The sequence below is a fragment of the Micromonospora sp. NPDC002389 genome (genome assembly GCF_040296095.1).
In the GTDB taxonomy this organism is placed as follows: domain Bacteria; phylum Actinomycetota; class Actinomycetes; order Mycobacteriales; family Micromonosporaceae; genus Micromonospora.
This window is the reverse complement of record NZ_JBEOWP010000018.1, coordinates 25,749-46,359: the sequence shown is the minus strand read 5'-3', so window position 1 is coordinate 46,359 and position 20,611 is coordinate 25,749. Positions and strand designations below refer to the sequence as shown.

16 protein-coding genes are annotated in these 20,611 nt (G+C 72.1%); 8 read left to right on the top strand and 8 right to left on the bottom strand.

Features of this window, described 5'->3' with window-relative positions; genetic code table 11:
* Window positions 1-153 precede the first annotated feature (153 nt).
* The 3 genes from ABT008_RS26335 (at window position 154) to ABT008_RS26325 (ending at window position 4,583) form a co-directional block, all read left to right on the top strand.
* Window positions 154-1,539, top strand: coding sequence for an FGGY family carbohydrate kinase (locus ABT008_RS26335; protein WP_350699390.1), 1,386 nt, complete (start codon window positions 154-156; stop codon window positions 1,537-1,539).
* A gap of 123 nt (window positions 1,540-1,662) precedes the next feature.
* Complete coding sequence (locus tag ABT008_RS26330; protein WP_350699388.1) at window positions 1,663-4,164, top strand: sensor histidine kinase; 2,502 nt, start codon at window positions 1,663-1,665, stop codon at window positions 4,162-4,164.
* Complete coding sequence (locus ABT008_RS26325; protein ID WP_449948927.1) at window positions 4,140-4,583, top strand: roadblock/LC7 domain-containing protein; 444 nt, start codon at window positions 4,140-4,142, stop codon at window positions 4,581-4,583. The genes ABT008_RS26330 and ABT008_RS26325 overlap by 25 nt, the downstream gene beginning before the upstream one ends.
* Before the next feature lie 94 nt (window positions 4,584-4,677).
* Here ABT008_RS26325 and ABT008_RS26320 read toward each other — a convergent pair whose 3' ends face one another.
* Window positions 4,678-6,108, bottom strand: coding sequence for a serine hydrolase domain-containing protein (locus tag ABT008_RS26320; RefSeq protein ID WP_350699387.1), 1,431 nt, complete (start codon window positions 6,106-6,108; stop codon window positions 4,678-4,680).
* Window positions 6,109-6,195: 87 nt separating this feature from the next.
* Between ABT008_RS26320 and ABT008_RS26315 the strand changes: the two genes are divergently transcribed.
* Complete coding sequence (locus ABT008_RS26315; protein ID WP_350699386.1) at window positions 6,196-7,320, top strand: sensor histidine kinase; 1,125 nt, start codon at window positions 6,196-6,198, stop codon at window positions 7,318-7,320.
* Window positions 7,317-7,967, top strand: coding sequence for a response regulator (locus ABT008_RS26310; protein ID WP_350699384.1), 651 nt, complete (start codon window positions 7,317-7,319; stop codon window positions 7,965-7,967). Before ABT008_RS26315 ends, ABT008_RS26310 begins: the two co-directional genes overlap by 4 nt.
* A 29-nt stretch (window positions 7,968-7,996) precedes the next feature.
* On the opposite strand, the gene ABT008_RS26305 is transcribed toward ABT008_RS26310, so the two are convergent.
* Both ABT008_RS26305 and ABT008_RS26300 read right to left on the bottom strand, forming a co-directional pair.
* Window positions 7,997-9,232 carry an MFS transporter gene (locus ABT008_RS26305; protein WP_350699383.1) on the bottom strand — a complete coding sequence of 412 codons (1,236 nt, stop codon included), beginning with the start codon at window positions 9,230-9,232 and terminating at the stop codon, window positions 7,997-7,999.
* Between the two features lie 141 nt (window positions 9,233-9,373).
* Entirely contained in the window at window positions 9,374-10,864 is a 1,491-nt protein-coding gene (locus tag ABT008_RS26300; protein ID WP_350699382.1) for a GH1 family beta-glucosidase, read from the bottom strand.
* Between the two features lie 961 nt (window positions 10,865-11,825).
* Between ABT008_RS26300 and ABT008_RS26295 the strand changes: the two genes are divergently transcribed.
* Window positions 11,826-14,729 (top strand): glycoside hydrolase family 48 protein, encoded by a 2,904-nt coding sequence (locus tag ABT008_RS26295; protein ID WP_350699380.1) that lies wholly within the window; start codon window positions 11,826-11,828, stop codon window positions 14,727-14,729.
* Window positions 14,730-15,013: 284 nt separating this feature from the next.
* Here the strand turns inward: ABT008_RS26295 and ABT008_RS26290 are convergent, their stop codons facing one another.
* Window positions 15,014-15,724 (bottom strand): DUF3159 domain-containing protein, encoded by a 711-nt coding sequence (locus tag ABT008_RS26290; RefSeq protein ID WP_350699378.1) that lies wholly within the window; start codon window positions 15,722-15,724, stop codon window positions 15,014-15,016.
* Between the two features lie 90 nt (window positions 15,725-15,814).
* Here ABT008_RS26290 and ABT008_RS26285 point away from each other — a divergent pair, with 90 nt between their 5' ends.
* Window positions 15,815-16,696 carry a phosphatase PAP2 family protein gene (locus ABT008_RS26285; RefSeq protein WP_350699376.1) on the top strand — a complete coding sequence of 294 codons (882 nt, stop codon included), beginning with the start codon at window positions 15,815-15,817 and terminating at the stop codon, window positions 16,694-16,696.
* 3 nt (window positions 16,697-16,699) lie between these two features.
* On the top strand, window positions 16,700-17,386 hold the full coding sequence (locus ABT008_RS26280; RefSeq protein ID WP_350699374.1) for a maleylpyruvate isomerase N-terminal domain-containing protein: 687 nt from the start codon (window positions 16,700-16,702) through the stop codon (window positions 17,384-17,386).
* A gap of 96 nt (window positions 17,387-17,482) precedes the next feature.
* Here the strand turns inward: ABT008_RS26280 and ABT008_RS26275 are convergent, their stop codons facing one another.
* From ABT008_RS26275 to ABT008_RS26260, 4 genes are all read right to left on the bottom strand, one after another.
* On the bottom strand, window positions 17,483-17,875 hold the full coding sequence (locus tag ABT008_RS26275) for a hypothetical protein (RefSeq protein ID WP_350699373.1): 393 nt from the start codon (window positions 17,873-17,875) through the stop codon (window positions 17,483-17,485).
* A 283-nt stretch (window positions 17,876-18,158) separates the two neighbouring features.
* Window positions 18,159-18,296: a hypothetical protein gene (locus ABT008_RS26270; RefSeq protein ID WP_350699371.1), complete on the bottom strand. Its 138-nt coding sequence runs from the start codon at window positions 18,294-18,296 to the stop codon at window positions 18,159-18,161.
* 54 nt (window positions 18,297-18,350) lie between these two features.
* Window positions 18,351-19,214 (bottom strand): DUF1028 domain-containing protein, encoded by an 864-nt coding sequence (locus tag ABT008_RS26265; RefSeq protein WP_350699370.1) that lies wholly within the window; start codon window positions 19,212-19,214, stop codon window positions 18,351-18,353.
* A 54-nt stretch (window positions 19,215-19,268) separates the two neighbouring features.
* On the bottom strand, window positions 19,269-20,594 hold the full coding sequence (locus ABT008_RS26260; protein ID WP_350699368.1) for a low temperature requirement protein A: 1,326 nt from the start codon (window positions 20,592-20,594) through the stop codon (window positions 19,269-19,271).
* Between the last annotated feature and the right edge of the window lie 17 nt (window positions 20,595-20,611).

The window sequence follows — 20,611 nt, the reverse complement described above, 5'->3', positions numbered from 1 at the left end:
TGCAGGAGGGCCGCCGGGTCGGCGGGCCACCAGCAGGACAGGCGCGTAGGCATGCGCACACCCTACGCGCGGTCCGAGAGGTGGGGAAGCCGTTCGGCGGACTGGCGTGGGCGGTGACGCCGGGCGGCGACGTCAGCGGGTACGTTGACCGCGATGAACATTCTCGCGCTGGACCTGGGAACCTCCTCGGTGCGGGGGCTCGTGATGGACGCCGACATCCGTCCCCTGCCGGGTGCGTTGGCGCGGCGTAAGACCGTGCTCACGGTCGACGGTGACGGTGCCGGCACCCTGGACCCTCGGCAGTACCTGGCCTGCCTGATCGAGTGCCTCGACGAGCTGCATGAACACGGTCACCTGCGCGAGGTGGACCTGATCGCGGTCAGTGCCCAGTGGCACTCGGTGCTGCCGCTGGGCGTCGACGACGAACCACTCGGCCCGGTGCTCACCTGGCTGGACACCCGGCCCGAGCCGTCGTCGGCGCTGGGCGGGCCGGTCGATCCGGTCGACTACCACCAGCGCACCGGCACCTGGTGGCACCGCTGCTACTGGTCCGTGCGTCTGCCGTGGCTGCGTGAGCAGGCCGGCACCCGGGTGGGCCGCTTCACCGGCCTGGTCGAGTACGCGCTGGGACGGCTGCTCACCGACGCGCCGATGTCGATGTCGCAGGCATCCGGCACCGGCCTGCTCGACCTGGGCACCCTGGACTGGGATCCCGAGGCGTGCACGCTGGCCGACACCCGCGGCGAGGATCTGCCCGACCTGGCCGGTCGGGACTGGCGGGGTCGGTTGCGCGGCGAGTACGCCCGCCGCTGGCCCGACCTGGCGCAGGCGTCCTGGACGGCCCCGGTCGGCGACGGTGCCGCCTCCAACGTCGGCTCCGGCTGCATCGACGACAGTCGGGCGGCGGTGACCGTCGGCACCTCCTCGGCGGTACGGCTGTTGCAGCGGATGCCCGCACACGCTCCGCAGTCGCCGCTGCCGCAGCGGCTGTGGCGCTACCGCGTCGACCACGACCACGTCGTCACCGGGGCGGCGTACTCCTCGGGCGGGAACCTGTTCGCCTGGGCGGACCGGGTGCTGCGGCTGCCCACCGGCCCGGCGCTGGAGCAGGCCCTGGCGCTGCTGCCGCCCGGCGAGGGCGTACCGGTCAACGTCGGCTTCGGTGGCGACCGTCCCCCGGGCGACCGGCGGGCCGGCTCCGGTGAGCTGCGCGGACTCGGCTTCGGCACCACCTCCGTGCAGATCCTGGCCGGGCTGATGCACGGCGTGTGCGAGCAGGTCGTGGACGACCTGGTGCGGCTGGAGTCGATGGTCGGCCGGCCCACCGACGTGGTCCTCGGTGGCGGCGCGATGACCGCCTCACCCTGGTGGCGCCGCACCTTCGCCCAGGTGCTCACTCCCCGTCGGGTCGACTTCGGACGCCACCCGGAGATCGGGGCCACCGGCGCGGCGCTCGTGGCGACCGGCCGGATCACCGATGCCGTGGTGGTGGCCGACATCAGCCGGACGGATGATCAAGCTCCGGCGACCCCGGCATAGGGTGGCGACCGGCGGTCTCGTCCTGAACCCCTCGTAAGGGCAGGGCGTTGACACTGCTCGGGGGCCTGGTTGGATGGACCGCGCTCCCCGAGGTCGCGGCGGACGCGTGGGGAGGAGGACCCTGTGGGTGCAGCACATCAGACGCCCGAGGTGTCAGCGCACCGCCGACGGCGGTTCGACGTCCGGGTGGTGCCCCACCGGCGTCGTTCCGCGTTCCGGCTGCGGGACTGGCGGATGCGGACCAAGCTCGCCGCCGTGCTGGTCATCCCGTCGGTGGCGTTCCTGGTCATGGCCGGGGTGCAGACCCAGAGCCTGGTCGGGCGGGCGAGCACCCTCGGTGACTTCGCCGCGCAGGTCACCGTCGGTGAGGAGATCACCTACCTGGTGCACATGCTGCAGCAAGAACGCGACCGTACCGCCGGTGAGCTGCCCGTGCTGCGCGCCAGCGCCGACGAGGCCGGCCGCGCCGCGATGCTGGGCTCGTTGCAGCAGTACCGGGAGGCCACCGACGACGCGATGCGGGCGCTGCGGGAAGTGGCCGAGCCGGTGGCCGAGGCCGACCCGGCCTGGCGGGACACCTACTCGGTGGCCGCGCAGGCGGTGCAGCAGGTCGAGTACATCCGCGGTGTCATGGCGACCGTGGTGCTCAGCGACGACACCATCCTCGGCAACTACCACCGGGCCATCGAGGGGCTGCTGACCCTGCTCGCCCAGCCGGCGCCGGGCAACGACCGCCCGGACTTGGCCGACGCGGTGCTGCGGTACGTGCAGTTCGCCCGGGCCAAGGACATGTCCGCGCGGGTCCGCGCGGAGGTGTACGCCGCCGCGCGCGACAGCGGCTACAGCGCCGACGGCGGGGCGCGGCTGGCCGAACTGCGGGCCCGCCAGCTGACCGCGCTGGGTGTGTTCCGGATCGCCGCGACCAACGGGCAGGTGGCCCGCTACGACGAGATGACCGTGACCCCGCTCTTCGCCGCCACCAGTGAGCTGGAGGATCGGGCGATCGCCCAGATCGCGGCCGGTCGGTTGGTGTTGACCGGCGGGCAGTGGTGGGAGGCCAGCGACAACCGTCACGAGCTGCTGCGCCAGTACGAGGCCGAGGTGCTGGCCGAGGCGGTGCAGCAGGCGCAGGCGGCCAGCAGCACCCAGCTACGTCAGACACTGCTGCTGATCGGTGCGATCATCACGGTGCTGCTGGTGGCGGTGCTGATCTCGGTGCTGGTCGGCCGGTCGTTGGCCCGGTCGATCCGGCTGCTGCGCTCACAGGCGCTGCGGATCGCCCAGGTCGAACTGCCCGAGGCGCTGTCCCGGCTACGGTCGGTCTCCGGTGGCGTGCCGCCCATCGAGGTGTCCCCGGCGGTGGTCCGCTCGCTCGACGAGATCGGTGAGCTTGCCGAGGCGTTCGTCGCCGTGCACCGCAGCGCCGTCGGCGTGGCGGTCGAGCAGGCGAACATGCGACGCAACGTCAACGCGATGTTCGTCAACCTCGCCCGACGCAGTCAGGTGCTGGTCGAGCGGCAGTTGGAACTGCTCGACGACCTGGAGCGCGAGGAAGGCGACCCGGACCAGCTGGAGAACCTGTTCAAGCTGGACCACCTGGCCGCCCGCATGCGGCGTAACGACGAGAGCCTGCTGGTGCTGGCCGGCACCGAGTCGACCCGGCGGTGGAACCGGCCGATCGGGCTGGGCGCGGTGCTGCTGGCGGCCAGCGCGGAGATCGAGCAGTACCAGCGGGTGCGGCACGAGGCCGTGGCGGACCTGTACGTGGTCGGGCACGCCGTCGGTGAACTGGTCCACCTGCTGGCCGAGCTGCTGGAGAACGCCACCGCCTTCTCCCGTCCCGACACCGTCGTGCAGGTCATGGCCCGGGTCGAGGGCCACGGCGCGGTGATCGAGATCGCCGACCAGGGCATCGGCATGACCGAGAGCGCGTTGGCCGAGGCCAACGCCGTCCTGGCCAGCCCGCCAGCCGCCGACGTGGCGACGGTGGAGCGGATGGGTCTGTTCGTGGTCAGTCACCTGGCGGCCCGGCACGGCATCGAGGTGCGGCTGCACGGCGGTGTCGGTGGCCTGGTGGCCCGGATCCGACTGCCCGGCGCGCTGCTGGCGGCGGCCCCGGCACCGAGCGTCGACCCGGCGCCGGCGCCGCGGATCCCGGCCGGGATGACCGCCCACCAGGGCGGACGGCCGGGCCCGGTAGAGCTGCCGGTCGCCGGCCGTCGGCCGACCACCGTGCCCCGCCAGACCCATCCGGTACGTGCCGAGACCGTGCTCGCCCCGGCGGCGGCCGTCCCGGCCGGCGGCGGTGGCTGGTGGTCCCGGGAGGGACCGTCGGGGGCCGTGCCGACGACGGGGGTCGGGCAGCCGGCCCCGCCGACGGTGCCGGTGACCGCCGGCACCAATGCCCAGGGCCTGCCGATGCGGGTGCCGATGGCGCAACTGAGTTCGGTGACCCAGCCGGCCCGCCCGGAGCAGCAGCGGCCGGTCCGGCACGACCCCGACCCGGAGGCGGTCGGCGGCATGTTGTCGAAGTTGTACAGCGGTGTGCGGCGGGCCGAGGCCGAGGAGACCATGCAGATTCCCGTGCAACCGTCAGGCGTATGGAACGAAGGGGGACGAAGGTGACCACCTTGTCGCAGCAGGCTCGGGATCTGAGCTGGCTGGTCAGCGCATTCGCGGATCGGGTGCCGGGAGTGGCACACGCGATCGTGGTGTCCTCCGACGGGCTGCTGGTGGCGATATCGGACAACCTGCCTCGGGACCACGCCGACAAACTCGCCGCCGTCACGTCGGGCCTGATGAGCATCACCGCCGGTGCCGCGCAGATGTTCGACGGTGACGTGGTCAAGCAGACCGTCGTCGAGATGGGCCGGGGCTACTTCCTGGTGATGCAGGTCCGCGATGGGTCGATCCTGGCCACCCTCGCCGCGGCGGACGCCGACATCGGCGTGGTGGGCTACGAGATGGCGCGGTTGGCCAAGCAGGCCGGGGACATGTTGACCCCGGCGCTGCGCGCCGAGTTGCAGCAGGCCCTGCCGCGCTGACCTGCTCTGTTCGCGTCGCTCGCGGGCCAGGCGGCCCGACGTGGTCCGAGGCCGACGGGCTGCGGCCGGCGTACCGGCGGGCGGCGACGGCCCGTCACGAGGTGCGGCCGCGTCGCGTGCGCAGCTGCCGTAGCCGGGCGGCGAGCACGAGCAGGCCGGCAGCGGCGGTGACGGCGAGCAGCGCGACGAACGCCGGGTACAGGTACGTGGTCTGCCACCACGAGATGTCTCGTCCCCGGTAGAGGAAGCCGGCGATCCGGTGCAGCGTGACCAGCAGCGCGATCGGCGCGGTCAGCGTCAGCAGCCGCAGCGTGGTGCCCAGACGGTGTCGTGGCCGGTCGGCCCAGCGGCGGGCCCGCCGCACGCCGCGTGCCGCGAGCAGGACGACCGCCGGTACGGCGGCCAGCAGCAGCACGTCGATCCACGCCGGTGACGGACCGGGGCGCCCGACCGGACGGCCCTCGACGAGATCCACGAGAAGGTCGCCGAGTTCGGGGGCGTCGGCGTGTCCGGTGCGGGCGTTGCTGAGCACGGCGATGCTGTATCCGCTGGCGGGCAGCACCGCGTGGTAGGCGGTGAAGGTGAGCATGTGCCCGCTGTGGTGGCGCAGCGGCGCCCCGGAGGCGGTGGTGCCGACGTACCACCCGAAGCCGTGGCCGAAGTGCGACGGACGGTGCGTCTCGGTCAGGCCGGTCGCCGAGAGCACCGGATGGGACTGCGGGTCCTGCTGGAAGATCAGCCAGCGGGACAGATCGTGGGCGGTGCTGAGGACGCCGCCGGAGCCGGCGCCGAAGGCCGGCGGCTCGGGCAGGGCCACCGACAGTCCGGCGATCCTGATGTGTCCACGGCTGCCGGTCGGCAGGTCTGCCGAGACGTTGGCGGACCTGCTGTCGTGCATGCCCAGCGGCCCGAACACGTGTCGGCGCAGGTAGTCGGCGAACGGTTCGCCGCTGACGACCTCGACGATCCGGGCGGCGAGCTGGTAGTTGGGGTTGTGGTAGTCGAAGCGGGCACCGGGATCGGCGGCCAGGTCGGCGGTGCGCAGCAGGGTGACCGCCTCGGCCAGCGTCTGCGGGACCGGACCGCTGAACGGCCGGTACGTGGTGTCCGACAGGCCCGAGGTGTGGTGCAGCAACTGCCGGACGGTGATCCGGTCGGACCGGTCGTCGCGGGTGGTGAAGTCGGGCAGGTACCGGCGCACCGGCGCGTCGAGGTCGATGCGGCCGGCGTCGGCCAGTTGCGCCACGGCCAGGCCGGTGAACGCCTTGCTGACCGAGGCCACCGCCAGCACGGTGCGGTCGGTGACCGGGTCGCCCTCGGCGGTGTGCCCGTACCCGGCGGTGTGCACCACCTCCCGACCCCGGGTGACGGCGACGGCCACGCCGGGAGTGCCGGTGGCCTCGCGCCAGCGGGTCACGACGGTGTCGATGGCCGCCGCGTCGACCGGGCCGGTGACGGGGCCGGACGGGCTGGTGGGGGTGGGCGTGGCGGCGAGGGCGACCGCGAGCAGGATGGTGGCGAGCATGGGATGGAGACTGCCGCCGGGCGGTCCCCGGGCGCATCGGACCGTGGTCCGATCCGCCGACGACGGGGGCGGGATTACCGTGAGGGCGTGACGTACCGGCGATGGGTGGGGGAGGCGACGACCAGGCTGTCGCTGGTGGTGGCCGATCTCGCGGTGGCCGTCGCGGTGGTCGCGGCGGGTGTGCTGATGCGGCCGCCCGGAGCGGGTCTGGTCGCCGGGGTGGCGGCCGGGTGCGTCGGCCTGCCGCTCGCACTGCGGCGGGCCGCCCCGGTGCCGGTGCTGGTCGCGGTGACGGCGGCCGGGGCGGCGGCGCTGGTGGTCGGCCTGCGGCCGGAGGCGGTGATCTGGGCGGTGGCGTACGCGCTGTACCCGGTGGCGCTCGCCGGAGGGCGTAGCGCCGTGATCGGTCTGGCCGGCGCGCTGACCGGGGTGCTGCTGGTCGGGGTGCTCGACGCCGTCAGCACGCGGCTGCCGCTGTACGGGGAGACCGAGCCGGGTGTCGAGTCGTTCGGCAGCACTCCGGTCACGGCGATCGGGTACGCGCTCGTGGTCATCGTCGGCGCCTGGGCCCTGGGCCGCTGGGTCGGCGCCCGCCGGTGGTACGCCGCGCAACTCGCCGAGGCCCGCACCCGCCAGGCGGTGGCCGAGGAGCGGTTGCGGCTCGCCCGGGAGGTGCACGACGTGGTCGGGCACAACCTGAGCCTGATCGCGATGAAGGCGGCGGTCGCCAATCATGTGGGCGCCGACCGGGAGGCGACGTTGCAGACGATCGAGACGATCAGCCGGACCGCGTTGGACGACGTCCGGGCCGTGCTCGACGACGGACATGACGACCTGCCGGACCTCGCCGGCCTGGACGCCCTGGTGGCGCAGGCGCGGGCGGCCGGTCTTCAGGTCGTGGTCGACCGTGGTGACCTGTCGGCGGTGCCGGCGGGTGTGCAGGCGTCGGCGTACCGGATCGTGCAGGAGGCGTTGACCAATGTTCGGCGTCATGCCGACGCCCGGCGGTGCCGGATCGCGGTGACGGCCGATGCTGGTGTCCTGCGGGTGGAGGTGGTGGACGACGGGGCCGCCGGGCAGCCGTCCGTGGTGCCCGGTCGGGGGCTGACGGGGATGCGGGATCGGGTCGCGGGTCATGGCGGTGTGTTCGCGGCCGGTCCGGAGCCGGCCGGTGGGTTCGGTGTCCGGGCGACCCTGCCGTTCGCGGCATGACCGGGGTGTCCGTGCGCGTGCTGATCGCCGACGACGAGCCGCTGTTCCGCGAGGCGCTGCGGGACCTGATCACGGCGACCCCGCAGGTGACCGTGGCCGGTGAGGTGGGCACCGGTGCCGCTGCCGTCGAGTTCTGCCGACGGTGGCCGGTGGACGTGGTGCTGATGGACGTGCGGATGCCGGATCTGGACGGCATCGCGGCCACCGCCCAGATCACCGCCCTGCCCGGCGCCGCCCGGGTGTTGATCCTGACCACCTTCGATCTCGACGACCATGTGCACCGCGCGCTGCGCGCCGGTGCCAGCGGGTTCGTGCTCAAGGACATCAGCCCGGCGCGGCTGGTCGACGCGATCCGTACCGTGGCCGCCGGTGAGGCGCTGCTGGCACCGAGCGTCACCCGCCGCCTGATCGCCGAGTTCACCCGCCGGCGGGCGGTGCGACCGGTGCACGACCTGACGCCGCGCGAACGCGAGGTGCTGACCCTGGTCGCGCGGGGCCGGTCCAACGCCGAGATCGAGGCGGCGTTGCACATCAGCCGGGGCACGCTCAAGACCCACGTCGGGCGGCTGCTGACCAAGCTCGGGGCCCGGGATCGGGCGCAGTTGGTCATCGCCGGTTACGAGGCCGGGCTCGTCGACGACGGCTGAGGACCGGGCCCCGAATGCGCCCCGTCGGCCTACCTCAGGCCGAGGGCGCCGGGGGTGCCGCGTCGGGAGGCGAGCCACCAGGCGACGGTGGCGGTGACGGCGATGACCCCGCTGAACACGAACGGTGCCTCGATGCCGGCGCCGGCGGCGAGCGCGCCGCCGGCCAGTGCGCCCAGCGCGGTGCAGCTGTAGGTGAGCATGCGGGAGGCGGCGATCACCCGGCCGAGTAGGCCGCCGGGCACGAGTCGTTGCCGGACGGACAGGGCTGCCACGTTGAGCACGGCGAACGCCGCGCTGGTGGTGACCACCACGGCTACGGCGGCGGCGCGGTGCGGGGTGACGGCCAGCAGCACCGGGACACCGGCGGTGACGGCCATCGACCAGGTGAGCACGTGGCGGTGGCGGAAGCGGGCGACCAGCCGGTCGGCGGCGAACGAGCCGATCAGGCCCCCTGCGGCGCCGGTGGCCAGCAGCAGGCCGAAGCCGAACGCGCCGAGGCCGAGGGCGTCGCGGGCGTAGAGCACGAAGATCGCGAACCAGGCGGTGTCGGCGGCGGCCACGGCGGCGGTGACCAGCACCAGGGTCCGTAGCATCGGCTGGCGGAGCAGCCACCGCAGGCCGGCCAGGATGCCGTCGCCCTCGGCGTTCGCCGTCTCGTCGGTGGTGGGCGCGCTGGTGGCTCGGTGGGCCAGGGTCAGCGGTAGGGAGAGCATGAGCATCACGGCCAGGGCGAGGGTGGCGCCGTTGACGGCGAAGGGGATGGCCGCGCCGACGACGAACAGCATCGCGCCCACCGGGGGACCGACGAACTCTTTGCCGACGATCTCCCCGGCCACGAGCCGCCCGTTGGCCTTCTCCAGGTGGGCGTCGGCGACGAGCCGAGGTACGGCGGTCTGGGCGGCGGTGTCGCGGATGGTCTCGCCGATGCCGAGCAGGAACGCGGCGACGACGACCAGGGCGATGGTGGCCCCGCCCAGGGCCACTGCGGTGGCGAGGGTGGCCAGCACGAGGACCCGGGCGGTGTCGGCGGCGGCGAGCAGGGTGCGGGCGCTGCGGCGGTCGGCGAGGGTGCCGGCGAGCAGCCCGGAGACGAGCCAGGGCAGGAACTGGGCGGCGGCGACGGCGGCGACGGCCAACGGGGCGTCAGTGAGTGCCGCGGCGAGCAGCGGGAACGCGGCGACGCGGATGCCGTCACCCAGGTTGGCCAGGGCGGCGGCGCTCCAGAACGTCCAGAACGGACGCCCTAACGGGGCGCGATCGACCATGCGGCCGACCCTAGTGCAGGGCCGGTGGCGGGCGCGGTCCCGCGTCGCTGCCGCAACGGTGCGGGTCATGGCCGGAGGTGGACGGTTAGCAGGGGTCCCCTGCTATGCACGAGGCGTTAGCAGGGGACCCCTCCTTACACCTCAGAGGGCGTTGTCGGCGATGACCTGGCGGTACCAGTGGGCGCTGCGCTTGAGGACGCGGCGCTGGGTGGCGTAGTCGACGTAGATCAGGCCCCAGCGCTGGTCGTAGCCCTCGGCCCACTCGAAGTTGTCGAGCAGCGACCAGACGTGGAAGCTCTCCAGCGGCACGCCGTCGGTGACGGCGCGGTGGGCGGCGGCGAGGTGGTCGCGCAGGAAGGTGACCCGGCCGGTGTCCTCGACGGTGCCGTCGGCGGCGAGTACGTCGGGGGTGGGCAGGCCGTTCTCGGTCACGGTGAGCGGGATGGGGCCGTAGTCGCGGGTGACCCGGGTCAGGATGTCGTACATGCCGTCGGGATAGATCTGCTGCCACTCCGCTTCGGAGGTGGGCCAGCGGCTGACGGTGCCGCCGTTGGCGGTGACGTAGATCGGGGTGTAGTACTGCACCGCGAGCAGGTCGATGGGGGAGGAGATGATCTCCAGGTCGCCGTCGCGGATGCCGCGCACCATGCGGCTGTCCGGCCCGAGGTCGGCCAGGACGTCCTCGGGGTAGCTGCCCTTGAGGGCGGAGTCGAGGTAGAGGCGGTTCTCGTAGCCGTCGTAGAGGCGGGCGGCCTCGGCGGCGGCGGGGGAGTCGTCGGCGGGGTAGCAGGGGTGCAGGTTGAAGGCCGGGCCGATGCGGCCGGTGCTGCTGGTCTCGCGGAGTGCGCGGACCGCGAGGCCGTGGGCCAGCTGCAGGTGGTGGGCGACCAGGTAGGCGGCGTCGGGGTCGCGCAGGCCGGGGGCGTGGTGGCCGGTGAGGTAGCCGTTCTGCACCACGGTCTTGGGTTCGTTGATGGTCAGCCAGACCGGGACGCGGTCGCCGAGGGCGTCGAAGAGGATGGCGGCGTAGTCGGCGAAGCGCTGGGCGACGTCGCGGGACTCCCATCCGCCGGTGTTCTGCAGGGCCTGAGGCAGGTCCCAGTGGAACAGCGTGGCCATCGGGGAGATGCCCCGGTCGTGCAGGCCGTCGACGAGGCGGCGATAGAAGTCGAGGCCGCGTTGGTTGGCGGGGCCGGTGCCGTCGGGCTGGATGCGCGGCCAGGAGATGGAGAACCGGTAGCTGCGCAGCCCCAGGTCGCGCATCAGATCGAGGTCGTCGGCGTAGCGGTGGTAGTGGTCGGCGGCGACGTCTCCGGTGTCGCCGTTGCGGATGCGCCCGGGTGCGTGGCTGAAGGTGTCCCAGACCGATTCGCCGCGGCCGTCTTCCTTGGCGGCGCCCTCGATCTGGTAGGCGGAGGTGGCCGCGCCCCAGCCGAAGTTCTGTGGGAAGGGCAGCCGGACCGCTGGGCTGGTGTCCGGTGCGGTGCGGTCGGTGTCGCCGGGCTGGCAGCCGGCGAGGGTCGCGGCGCCGGCGGCCGCGGCGGTGGTGCCGATGGCGGCGCCGGCGGGGGTGACGGCCGTGGCCGAGAGCGCCGCGTGGCGCAGCAGGTCGCGCCGGGTGAGTATCGACATGAGTTCTCCTCGTGGATGGTTGACCGCCTGAGCCCTCGGGAGCGCTCCCAATACAGGGTAAAGGGTGGGCGGTGCCCGCCAAGGGCCGGATCGTCGCAGGTCGGGGCTGCCTTGGCGGCGGGGACGGCTGGGGGTGGGAAAGATGGCGCGGCCGGTCGGGCATCGGGTCGGCGGGACCGGGGTGCGCTGAGCTCCGCAGGGCGCGGACCGGGGTGGCGCGCCCGGGGCGGTCGGCGGGCGTCGCACGGTCGGCGGGCGGGTCGACTGCCGTTGCGGGGCGCGCGTGTGACGCGCGTCTGACCCGTCGGCCTCTTTTCCCATCGTGAACGGGGGTTTAGTGTGGGGACGGGGGAGGGCAACCCCCGTCCCCACTGTGTTGCGGTACACGCACGGGCGGATTTGGCGTCCCAGTCGTGCGTGTCGCGCGGGAGCCGGGCCACGCGAGTGGCTTGAGGTCCACCTCCCTCCACTGTGGTGGGGCGGCGGCTGACGGCGGTGTCCGGGCTGGCCCGCCGTCGGCCTCTGGTCTACTCCCCGGCGCCGTGGGCACAGCCCCGGGTGATCTTCTTTTTGGAACCTTGTCGATGGAAGCGCTCCCATCGACGTTGTTGCGACTGTAACGCCCGTCACGGCTTTGTGAAAGCCCCAAAACGAGATCGAAACAAGCCGGTGTTTCCGGAAGTTCCTGTGCTGGATCTGGGAGCGCTTCCATGGCACACTGTCGATCGACCGCGTGGAGCCAGATACGCGTGAGTGCAGGTTGCCGAGGGCAGCCCGGCTTGTCCGGTCCGGCGTCCTGATCGCAGCGGGGAGCAGCAGTCGTACGACGGCGCCCCCGCCGCCCCCGGCCTCGTGCCGACAGAGAGACCACCATCCACTTGGCGCTTCGCGGACACCCTGTCGGCGTGGCGTCGCGCCGGGGCGGCACCGTCCCCGGCCTGCCCGAGGAGACACCGCGCAGATGAAGAATCTGGCAAGACGTCGGCGCATGGCGTGGCTCGCCGCCGCGGCGCTGGCGATCGGCGGGGTGACCGTCCCCGCCGCCGCCGCACAGGCCGCACCGGCCTGCGACGTGGTCTACGCGACGAACGACTGGAGCAACGGCTTCACCGCCAACGTCACCGTCAAGAACCTCGGTGACCCGATCACCGGCTGGACGCTGAAGTTCGCCTTCCCCGGCAACCAGCGCGTCACCCAGGGCTGGTCGGCCCGGTGGACCCAGAGCGGCAACGAGGTCACCGCCGTCAACGAGTCGTACAACGGCAACCTGGCCACCGGCGCCAGCACCACCATCGGCTTCAACGGCTCCTACAGCGGCAGCAACCCCAAGCCGACGTCCTTCTCGGTCAACGGGGTCACCTGCGGCGGCGTGCCGCAGCAGCCGCCGACGGTGAGCCTGTCGGTGCCCGCCGGCCCGTTCGTGGCCCCGGCCGACGTACCGCTGACCGCCACGGCCAGCGACGCCGACGGCACCATCACCAAGGTCGAGTTCTACCGCAACGGGTTGCTGGTCAACACCGACACCACCGCCCCGTACGCGTACACGCTGGAGGACCTGCCGGCCGGTGCGTACACGGTGCAGGCGCGGGCGTACGACAACGCCAACCTCTCGGCGGTGGCCGAGCGGACCTTCACCGTCACCGCGGCCACCGGGCCGGCGCTGGTCGCCACCCCGTCCTCGGTGAGCGTGCCGGAGGGCGGCACCTCGACGTTCAACCTCAAGCTGGACCGGGCACCCACCTCGAACGTGGCGGTGAGCCTGGCGCGCACCGGTGACTCGGACATCAGCGTGACTCCGTCCACGCTGACGCTGACTCCGAGCAACTGGAGCACCGGCGTCAACGTGACCGTCGCGGCGGCGGAGGACGCCGACACCGTCGGCGGCACCGCCACCATCACCGCCTCGGCCACGGGCTACGCGCCGCTGGCGATCACCGTCACCGAGATCGACAACGACGTGCCCGGTGGCGGCGACGGCGAGTACGTGGAGCGGTTCCTCGCCCAGTACGGCAAGATCAAGAACTCGGGCTACTTCAGCCCCGAAGGCGTGCCGTACCACTCGATCGAGACGCTGATCGTCGAGGCGCCGGACCACGGCCACCAGACCACCTCCGAGGCGTTCAGCTTCTGGCTGTGGCTGGAGGCGTACTACGGGCGGGTGACCCAGAACTGGGCGCCGTTCAACAACGCCTGGACGGTGATGGAGAAGTACATCATCCCGTCCTCGGCCGACCAACCGACCGCCGGCGCCGCCGGTGACGCCAGCTACGCCGCCGAGCACGACCTGCCCAACCAGTACCCGTCGCAGTTGGACACGTCGGTCCCGGTGGGCCGCGACCCGCTGCGCTCGGAGCTGCAGCAGACCTACGGCACCGGCGACATCTACGGCATGCACTGGCTGCTCGACGTCGACAACACCTACGGCTTCGGGCGCTGCGGCAACGGCACCACCCGGCCGGCCTACATCAACACCTTCCAGCGGGGCACCCAGGAGTCGGTCTGGGAGACCGTGCCGCAGCCGTCCTGCGACACGTTCCGCCACGGCGGCCAGTACGGCTACCTCGACCTGTTCGTCAAGGAGTCCAACGCACCGGCGCGGCAGTGGAAGTACACCAACGCCCCGGACGCCGACGCCCGTGCCGTGCAGGCCGCCTACTGGGCGCTGACCTGGGCCAAGGAGCAGAACAAGCAGGCCGACGTGGCGGCCACCGTGACCAAGGCCGCCAAGATGGGCGACTACCTGCGGTACGCCATGTTCGACAAGTACTTCAAGCGGATCGGCAACTGCGTCGGGGCCAGCCAGTGCCCCGCCGGCAACGGCCGCGACTCCGCGCACTACCTGCTGTCCTGGTACTACGCCTGGGGCGGTGCGTACGACGCCGGCCAGAACTGGTCGTGGCGCATCGGTTCCAGCCACAGCCACTTCGGCTACCAGAACCCGTTCGCGGCGTGGGCGCTGACCAACGTCAACGAGCTCAAGCCGCGCTCGTCCACGGCGGCGGCGGACTGGACCAACAGCCTCAACCGGCAGCTGGAGTTCTACACCTGGCTCCAGTCGGCCGAGGGTGGCATCGCCGGTGGCGCGACCAACAGCTGGGGCGGGCACTACGGCACGCCGCCGGCCGGTACGTCAACCTTCTACGGCATGTTCTACGACGAGGACCCGGTCTACAACGACCCGCCGTCGAACCAGTGGTTCGGCATGCAGGTCTGGTCGATGCAGCGCATCGCCGAGCTGTACCTGGTCAGCGGCAACGCCAAGGCCAAGGCGCTGCTGGACAAGTGGGTGCCGTGGGCGATCGCCAACACCACGGTGGGCACCAACTGGTCGATCCCGTCGGACATGCGTTGGACCGGACAGCCGACCACCTGGAACCCGACCAACCCGCAGCCGAACACCAACCTGCACGTCGAGGTGACGGTCAAGGGCCAGGACGTCGGCGTCGCCGCCGCCTACGCCCGTACGCTGATCGCGTACGCGGCGAAGTCGGGCAACGCGGCGGCGAAGACCACCGCCAAGGGTCTGCTGGACGCCCTGCACGCCAACAGCGACGCGCAGGGTGTCTCGACGGTGGAGAAGCGGGGCGACTACCGCCGCTTCGACGACGTCTACAACGCCTCCACCGGGCAGGGCCTCTACATCCCGCAGGGATGGACCGGCCGGATGCCCAACGGTGACGTCATCGCCCCGGGCAAGAGCTTCCTCGACATCCGGTCGTTCTACAAGAACGACCCGGCATGGCCCAAGGTCCAGGCCTACCTCGACGGTGGGCCGGAGCCGGAGTTCCGCTACCACCGGTTCTGGGCACAGGCGGACGTCGCCATGGCGTACGCCGACTACGGGAAGTTGTTCCCCAACGGCTGACCGAGACTCCTCCGGGTGGGCGGTGACCCACCCGGAGGCTTCGGCCGGGCCTCGGGGGTAGAGGCAGGTACCGGCCGAATGACGGCCTGACACCCACGGTCAGGCCGGGGTGGGTCGGCCCCTCTGGCCGACGCAGCGGAGCGGTCGACCCACCCCACCGCCCCGATCGTGAGGGCGGGTACGCAGATCGCGGAAAAAAGTGACCGCCCCGGGATCACAACCCGGCCCGGGACGGAGTAACGTACATCACCGGAGAGGCCGCTCCCCCCGTGGCGGCCTCTCCCTTATTGTGCGGGCTCTTTACCGTCCGCCCCGGCAATCGACGCCACCGCCTCCGACACCACCGGGTGGCGCACCCCCGGATGGCCGGCCGGCAGCGACCGGCGGATCACCGCCCAACTGACCGCCAACGCCGCGGCCACCAGCGGCCACGTCATCCCCACCCGGGCCGCCGCCAGACCCAGCACCTGTCCACCCAGGTACAGCGGCACGAACACCGCCAGCCGCAGCACGTAGGTCGCCGTCCAGACCCAACTGGCCCGCCCGTACGCCCGCAGCAACGCCGGATCACGGCGCCACCGCCCTCGCTGACCCAACGCCGTCCCCACCACCACACCCAGCAGCGGCCACCGCAGCACGATGCTGGCCGCCCACGCCAGGGCACTGGCCGCGTTGGCCAGCAACTGCACGAGGAAGAAATCCTCGGCCCGCCCGGTACGCACCACCACCAGCGCGGCCACACAGACGGCCAACAACCCGATCACCACCGACCGGGGCCGGTCACCACGCCGCAGCCGCCACCCGGCCACCACCGCGCCGGCCACCAGCGCCGCCACCACCCCCACGTGCACCGACTGACCGGCCACCAGCCACCCCACAGTGAAAGCCAGCGGAGGCACCGTGGCGTCGATCGCCCCCTGCCGCCCACCGAGCAGGTCGGCCAACGACTCCGGCCGCTGCACCGCCGCCGGGTCGCGTTCCGACGTACCGGTCACCATCTCCTCCTTCACCTGCGCCCCAACCTATCCCCGCGACATCGGCGGGCCACCGGTCATCCCGCCCCACCGTGCCGCTAAGTTGTCCGGGTGCGCGTGACGCCCCGGGGTGGGACTGCGGTCTGGCTCGTCGTCCTGGTCCTCATCCAGGTGGCGGCCTTCATCGCCGTGTGGCGCCTGGCCCTCTACACCGGGCTCGGCCAGTGGATCGACACCGTGGCCCTGACCGGCAACCGGATCGGCCGCGACCACATCCAGGAACCCGTCGACCACATCCTCAACGCCATGTCCGTGGTGTCCCTACTCGCGGTCACCATCACCATCGGGTTCATCGCCCTCATCCGCGGCCGGATCGCCCTCGCCGTCGCCGCCACCGCCCTGATCGCCGGCGCCAACGTCACTACCCAACTGCTCAAGTACGGCCTGGCCCGCCCCGACTACGGCATCGACCCCGAACGCGCGTACGTCGGCAACAGCCTGCCCAGCGGACACACCACCGTCGCCGCCTCCGTGGCCGTCGCCCTGGTGCTGGTGCTGCCACCCCGGGTCCGCGCCCTCGGCGCGGTCATCGGCGCCGCCTACGCCGCCGCCGCCGGAGTCGCCACCCTGTCGGCCGGCTGGCACCGCCCCAGCGACGCGGCGGCGGCCTACCTCGTCGTCGGCGTCTGGGCGGCCCTGGCCGGACTGCTGCTGCTGATCACCCAACGCGAACAGGCCGAGGTGGAACCGGGCGACGCACACCGCCTCACCGCCACCCTGCTCGGCGTCGGCGGTCTCCTGGTGATCGCCGGCTGTGCCCTGGCCCTCTGGTGGCTGATCGGCGTCCGCGGCACACCCCCACAGGCGCTCGGCCGCCGCCCCCTGTTCCTCGGGTACGCCGGCAGCGCCGCCGGCATCGTCGGCACGATGGGCGTGGTGATGGCACTGGTACTGGCCTCCGTGCACCGCATCGTCCCCCGCCACCAGGGCTGACCCGTGCCCACCGACTCGTTCGAGCGCGTTCGCGACGCCTTCGCCGACGAGTGCACCCGACTGGGTGAGGTGCTGACCACTCTCGACGACGCGGACCTGACCCGCCCCACCGACTGCCCGCCCTGGAACCTGGCGCAACTGCTGGCACACGTCCACACCGGCGTCGGCAGGCTGGCCGACATGCTCGCCGACCCGGCACCCGCCCAGGCGCGGGTCGACGCCGCCGAGTACTTCGGCGCGGCCAAGTTCACCCCACAGGTCGATGCCGACCGGATCGCCTCCGCGCAGGCTTCTGGAGAGGTCGACAGCGCGTCCCGGGCGGCCGCCGAGTTCGACCGCGCCTGGCGGACCACGGTGGCAGCCGTGGACGCGTACCCGCCGGACCGGGTGGTGCGCACCCGGCACGGTGACGCGATGACGGTGACCGAGTTCCTGCGTACCCGGGTGCTGGAAGTCGGGGTGCACGGCCTGGACCTGGCCGCCGCCCTGGACCGACCGGCCTGGCTGACCCCGGCCGCCGCACAGGTGATTGCCGACCTGCTCACCGGCGGGCGGGACGTACCGGCGGAGCTGGGCTGGGACCGGCTGACCCTGATCGCCAAAGCCACCGGCCGCAGCCCGCGCAGCGCCGCCGAACAGGCCCTGCTCGACAGCGCGGGGCTGCGGCTGCTGTCCTTCAGCCGGAGTTAGGTAGATTCAATCTACGTAGATTGAATCTACGTAGACTCCGTCTACATAGATGGCGGGTGGTCGTCTCCCGTTCGGATCAAGGCGCGAGGTGCTGAGTCAGCCGGCGGTAATCGTCGCTGCTCCGGGGGCCCAGTGAGTCAACCACTGCACGAAGGCAGTCGGGTCTCGCAGCTCAAGGTCACCGTCGGATTCCCACCTCAGCCAGTCGGGGCGGAGATATCCGATCACCGCCAACCGCCCATCGTCGGGTCCGAGCAGTTCGAGCCAGAGATCGGGCCACTGCATCCAGTCCATGACCTCGGTATCGGGCCGTAGCGCCAGTGCCGTCCGCAGTTGAGTCAGCGCCTCTGCGTCACGCTGGTCGGCGAGGACGGGACGACGACCATGCCGTTTGCGATGAGGTTCACCCGGCCCGGCCGAGTCGAAGATGCGGACCCGGGTGGTTCTCTCGAACGTCTCGGCCACGTCAGCAAGTAGATCGATGGTCACGCTCGCCATTCTTGCGGCTCGACGCGGTGGAACGGGTGGGTGGTCATGGTGAGCTGGCCGCCGACAACCGCCGGATCGGTGGCGGCGAGGTCGCGGCCGGGCCCGGGGGCAGATGTGATCGATGCCCAGGTCCATGCTCTCGCCTTCATTGCATGATCGCGCTCGATCCAGGATCGAGTGGTTGTCGTCGCGCTAGGAGACCACTCGATCCTGGATCGAGCGCGATCTTCTAGATGAACACCTTCTACTGAGACAAAGGGTGTCCGGTGAGCAGTGGCGTCGGCTATTCTGACCGCTTCTCGCGATCGCGTTCGGCATCGCGGATCCCGTGGTGCACCGCCGCTCGAATAATTGCATAAAGCACGAGGAATGCAAGAGCGTAGAAGAAAAGGGCAACAACCCCGCCGGCAAGGAAGTCCATCGCTGGAGCATGCGACAACTGTGCGCGTCGATACAAGTTCCAGGCGAGGCGCGGTCAGGCGGGGGAGCGGGGGGCCGGGACGTGCGGGACGGCGGTACGCAGGTGGGCCAGCACGACCGGGTCGATGCGGCCGGGCACCAGGCGTTCCTCCAGGTTCTCCATCCCGGCCCAGGCGACCAGGGCGTCCTCCGGCTCGGTCGGGTCGGCCGGGTGCCCGAGCGCGGTGAGGAGTCCGGCCACCTCGGCGGCGAGGGCACCGGCCAGGGTGAGCAGGGTGGCCGGGTCGGGGCGGCTGAACAAGCGGGTGTGCACCGCGAGCAGCCGCTCCAGTTCGGTGATCGGGTCCGGGTGGTCGTCGACGCGCAGGTCGATGGCGACGTCACCGGTGCCGGCGTACCCGCTGCCTTCTCGGACGACGAGCAGGGCGGCGCTCTGCTGGCCGCGGCGGTCTCCGCCGGCGGTCTGGCCGGCGCGCAGCGCGGCGACCAAGCGTTGCGCGAAGGGCAGGTCGGTGCCGGTGAGCCAGGTGTCGCGTAGGGCGTCGATGACCTCGGGGCCGGTGAGGATGTTGCCCTGGGCGGCCCAGCCGTCGCCGGCCTGGCCGCCGGCCCAGTCGCGGCAGTGCGGGCCGGTCCAGGTGGCGCCGGGGCCGGTGGCGGCGACCACGCCGAGTTGCCGGTGGTCGCGTTCCGGGTCGGCGGCGACCAGGCCGGCGACGACGTGGCCGGCGGGGACGCCGGTGCGTAGCAGGGCCAGTCCCTGCGGCCGGTAGGCGAGGTTCACGTGTGCCTGGGTGGCGATCGCGCCGAGGTCGGCCTCGGCGGCCGGGACGAGGGCGCCGGCGGCCAGGAAGCGGCTGGCCACGACGATGCCGTGCGTGCGGCCGTCGGTGGAGCGGGCGACGAGCGAGAAGGTCACGACAGCCAGGTTAGCGCTGGTCAGAGCCGTGTTGCCGATGCCGGACCGGGGGTGTCAGAAGGGCGGGGCGGCCGGTTCGGGTGCCTTGTTGCGGGCCCGCAGGGAGTCGGTGAGCGCGACCACGCCGAGCACCACGAGGACCAGCACCTGAGACCAGACCGGCGGGTGGTGTACGGCCACCGGCACGGCGGCGGCCAGCAGCAGTGCGGCGATCCAGCGGGGTGGGGAGACGCGGTGGAACACCTCGTACTCGAAGCGGGCCCGGCCGAGCAGGAACACCACCGGCCCGCCGAGGATCATGACGATCCAGGCGGGTTCGGGGTGGTAGAGCGGGTGTTGGATGGCCAGTTCGTAGCCGACGGCGGTGGCGGTGAGCCCGATCACCATGACCAGGTGGGTGTCGGCGGCGGAACGGCCGATCCCGGCCGGTTGCCGGGCGCGGGCGACGGCCTCGCCGAGGATTTGACCGGCGCGCTGCACGTAGATGCGCCACAGCAGGATGGAGGTGGCCAGTGCGAGCGCGAACGCCAGGGTCTGTGACGGGGGATAGGGGCCGCCGCTGTAGGAGAAGCCGGCGACCAGTACGGTCTCGCCGAGGGCGATGAGGAAGAACTGCTGGTAGCGCTCGGCCAGGTGTTCGCTGGAGATGTCCCAGCGGGAGACCGTGGAGCGACCCAGCCCGGGTACGGGGTAGCCGTACCGGCCGGAGAGGTACTCCAGGCCCAGCGCGCTGGTCCACAGGATCACCCGCGGGTTGACCGGGAGCAGCGCGCCCACGATCCACAGCACGCCCGAGGCGGTGAAGGTGATCGCGGTGCGGGCCTTCAGGGCCCGTTCGGGGGTGTCGTACGCGAGCAGGATCAGCGGTCGGGCGACCTGCGCCACCACGTACGCGACCGCGAAGGCCAGCCCGGTGGCGGTGATCGCCTGGGGGATCGCCACGCCCATCACCATGCTGCAGACCAGGGCGATCATGACGATCACCTGCACCCCGCCGTGGTACGGGTCGTAGCGGCTGGTCGCCCAGGCGGTGTTCTGCCACAGCGCCCAGAGCGCCAGCAGCAACAGCAGGGTCTTCAGCCCGCCGGTCACCGGGGTCCAGCCGGAGGCGCCTCCGGGTTCCAGTGCCAGGTCCTCGAACGTGCGGGCGGAGATGCGGGTGAGGGCGAAGACGAAGACGAGGTCGAAGAAGAGTTCCAGGAACGTGGCCCGGCCCGGCTGGGAGACCGGTTCCAGCCGACCGGCGAAACGCGTCACGGTCGGCTGCCCCGTACGCCGGTCCAGCTCATCCTGCTGTCGTAGCATCGTGCGGGGCAGCTCAGCGGGGTATTCCGGGAAGCCGATCAGATCTTGCTCGGTGGGCGCGGCAGCGGGCACCATCGACCGATGACGACGCG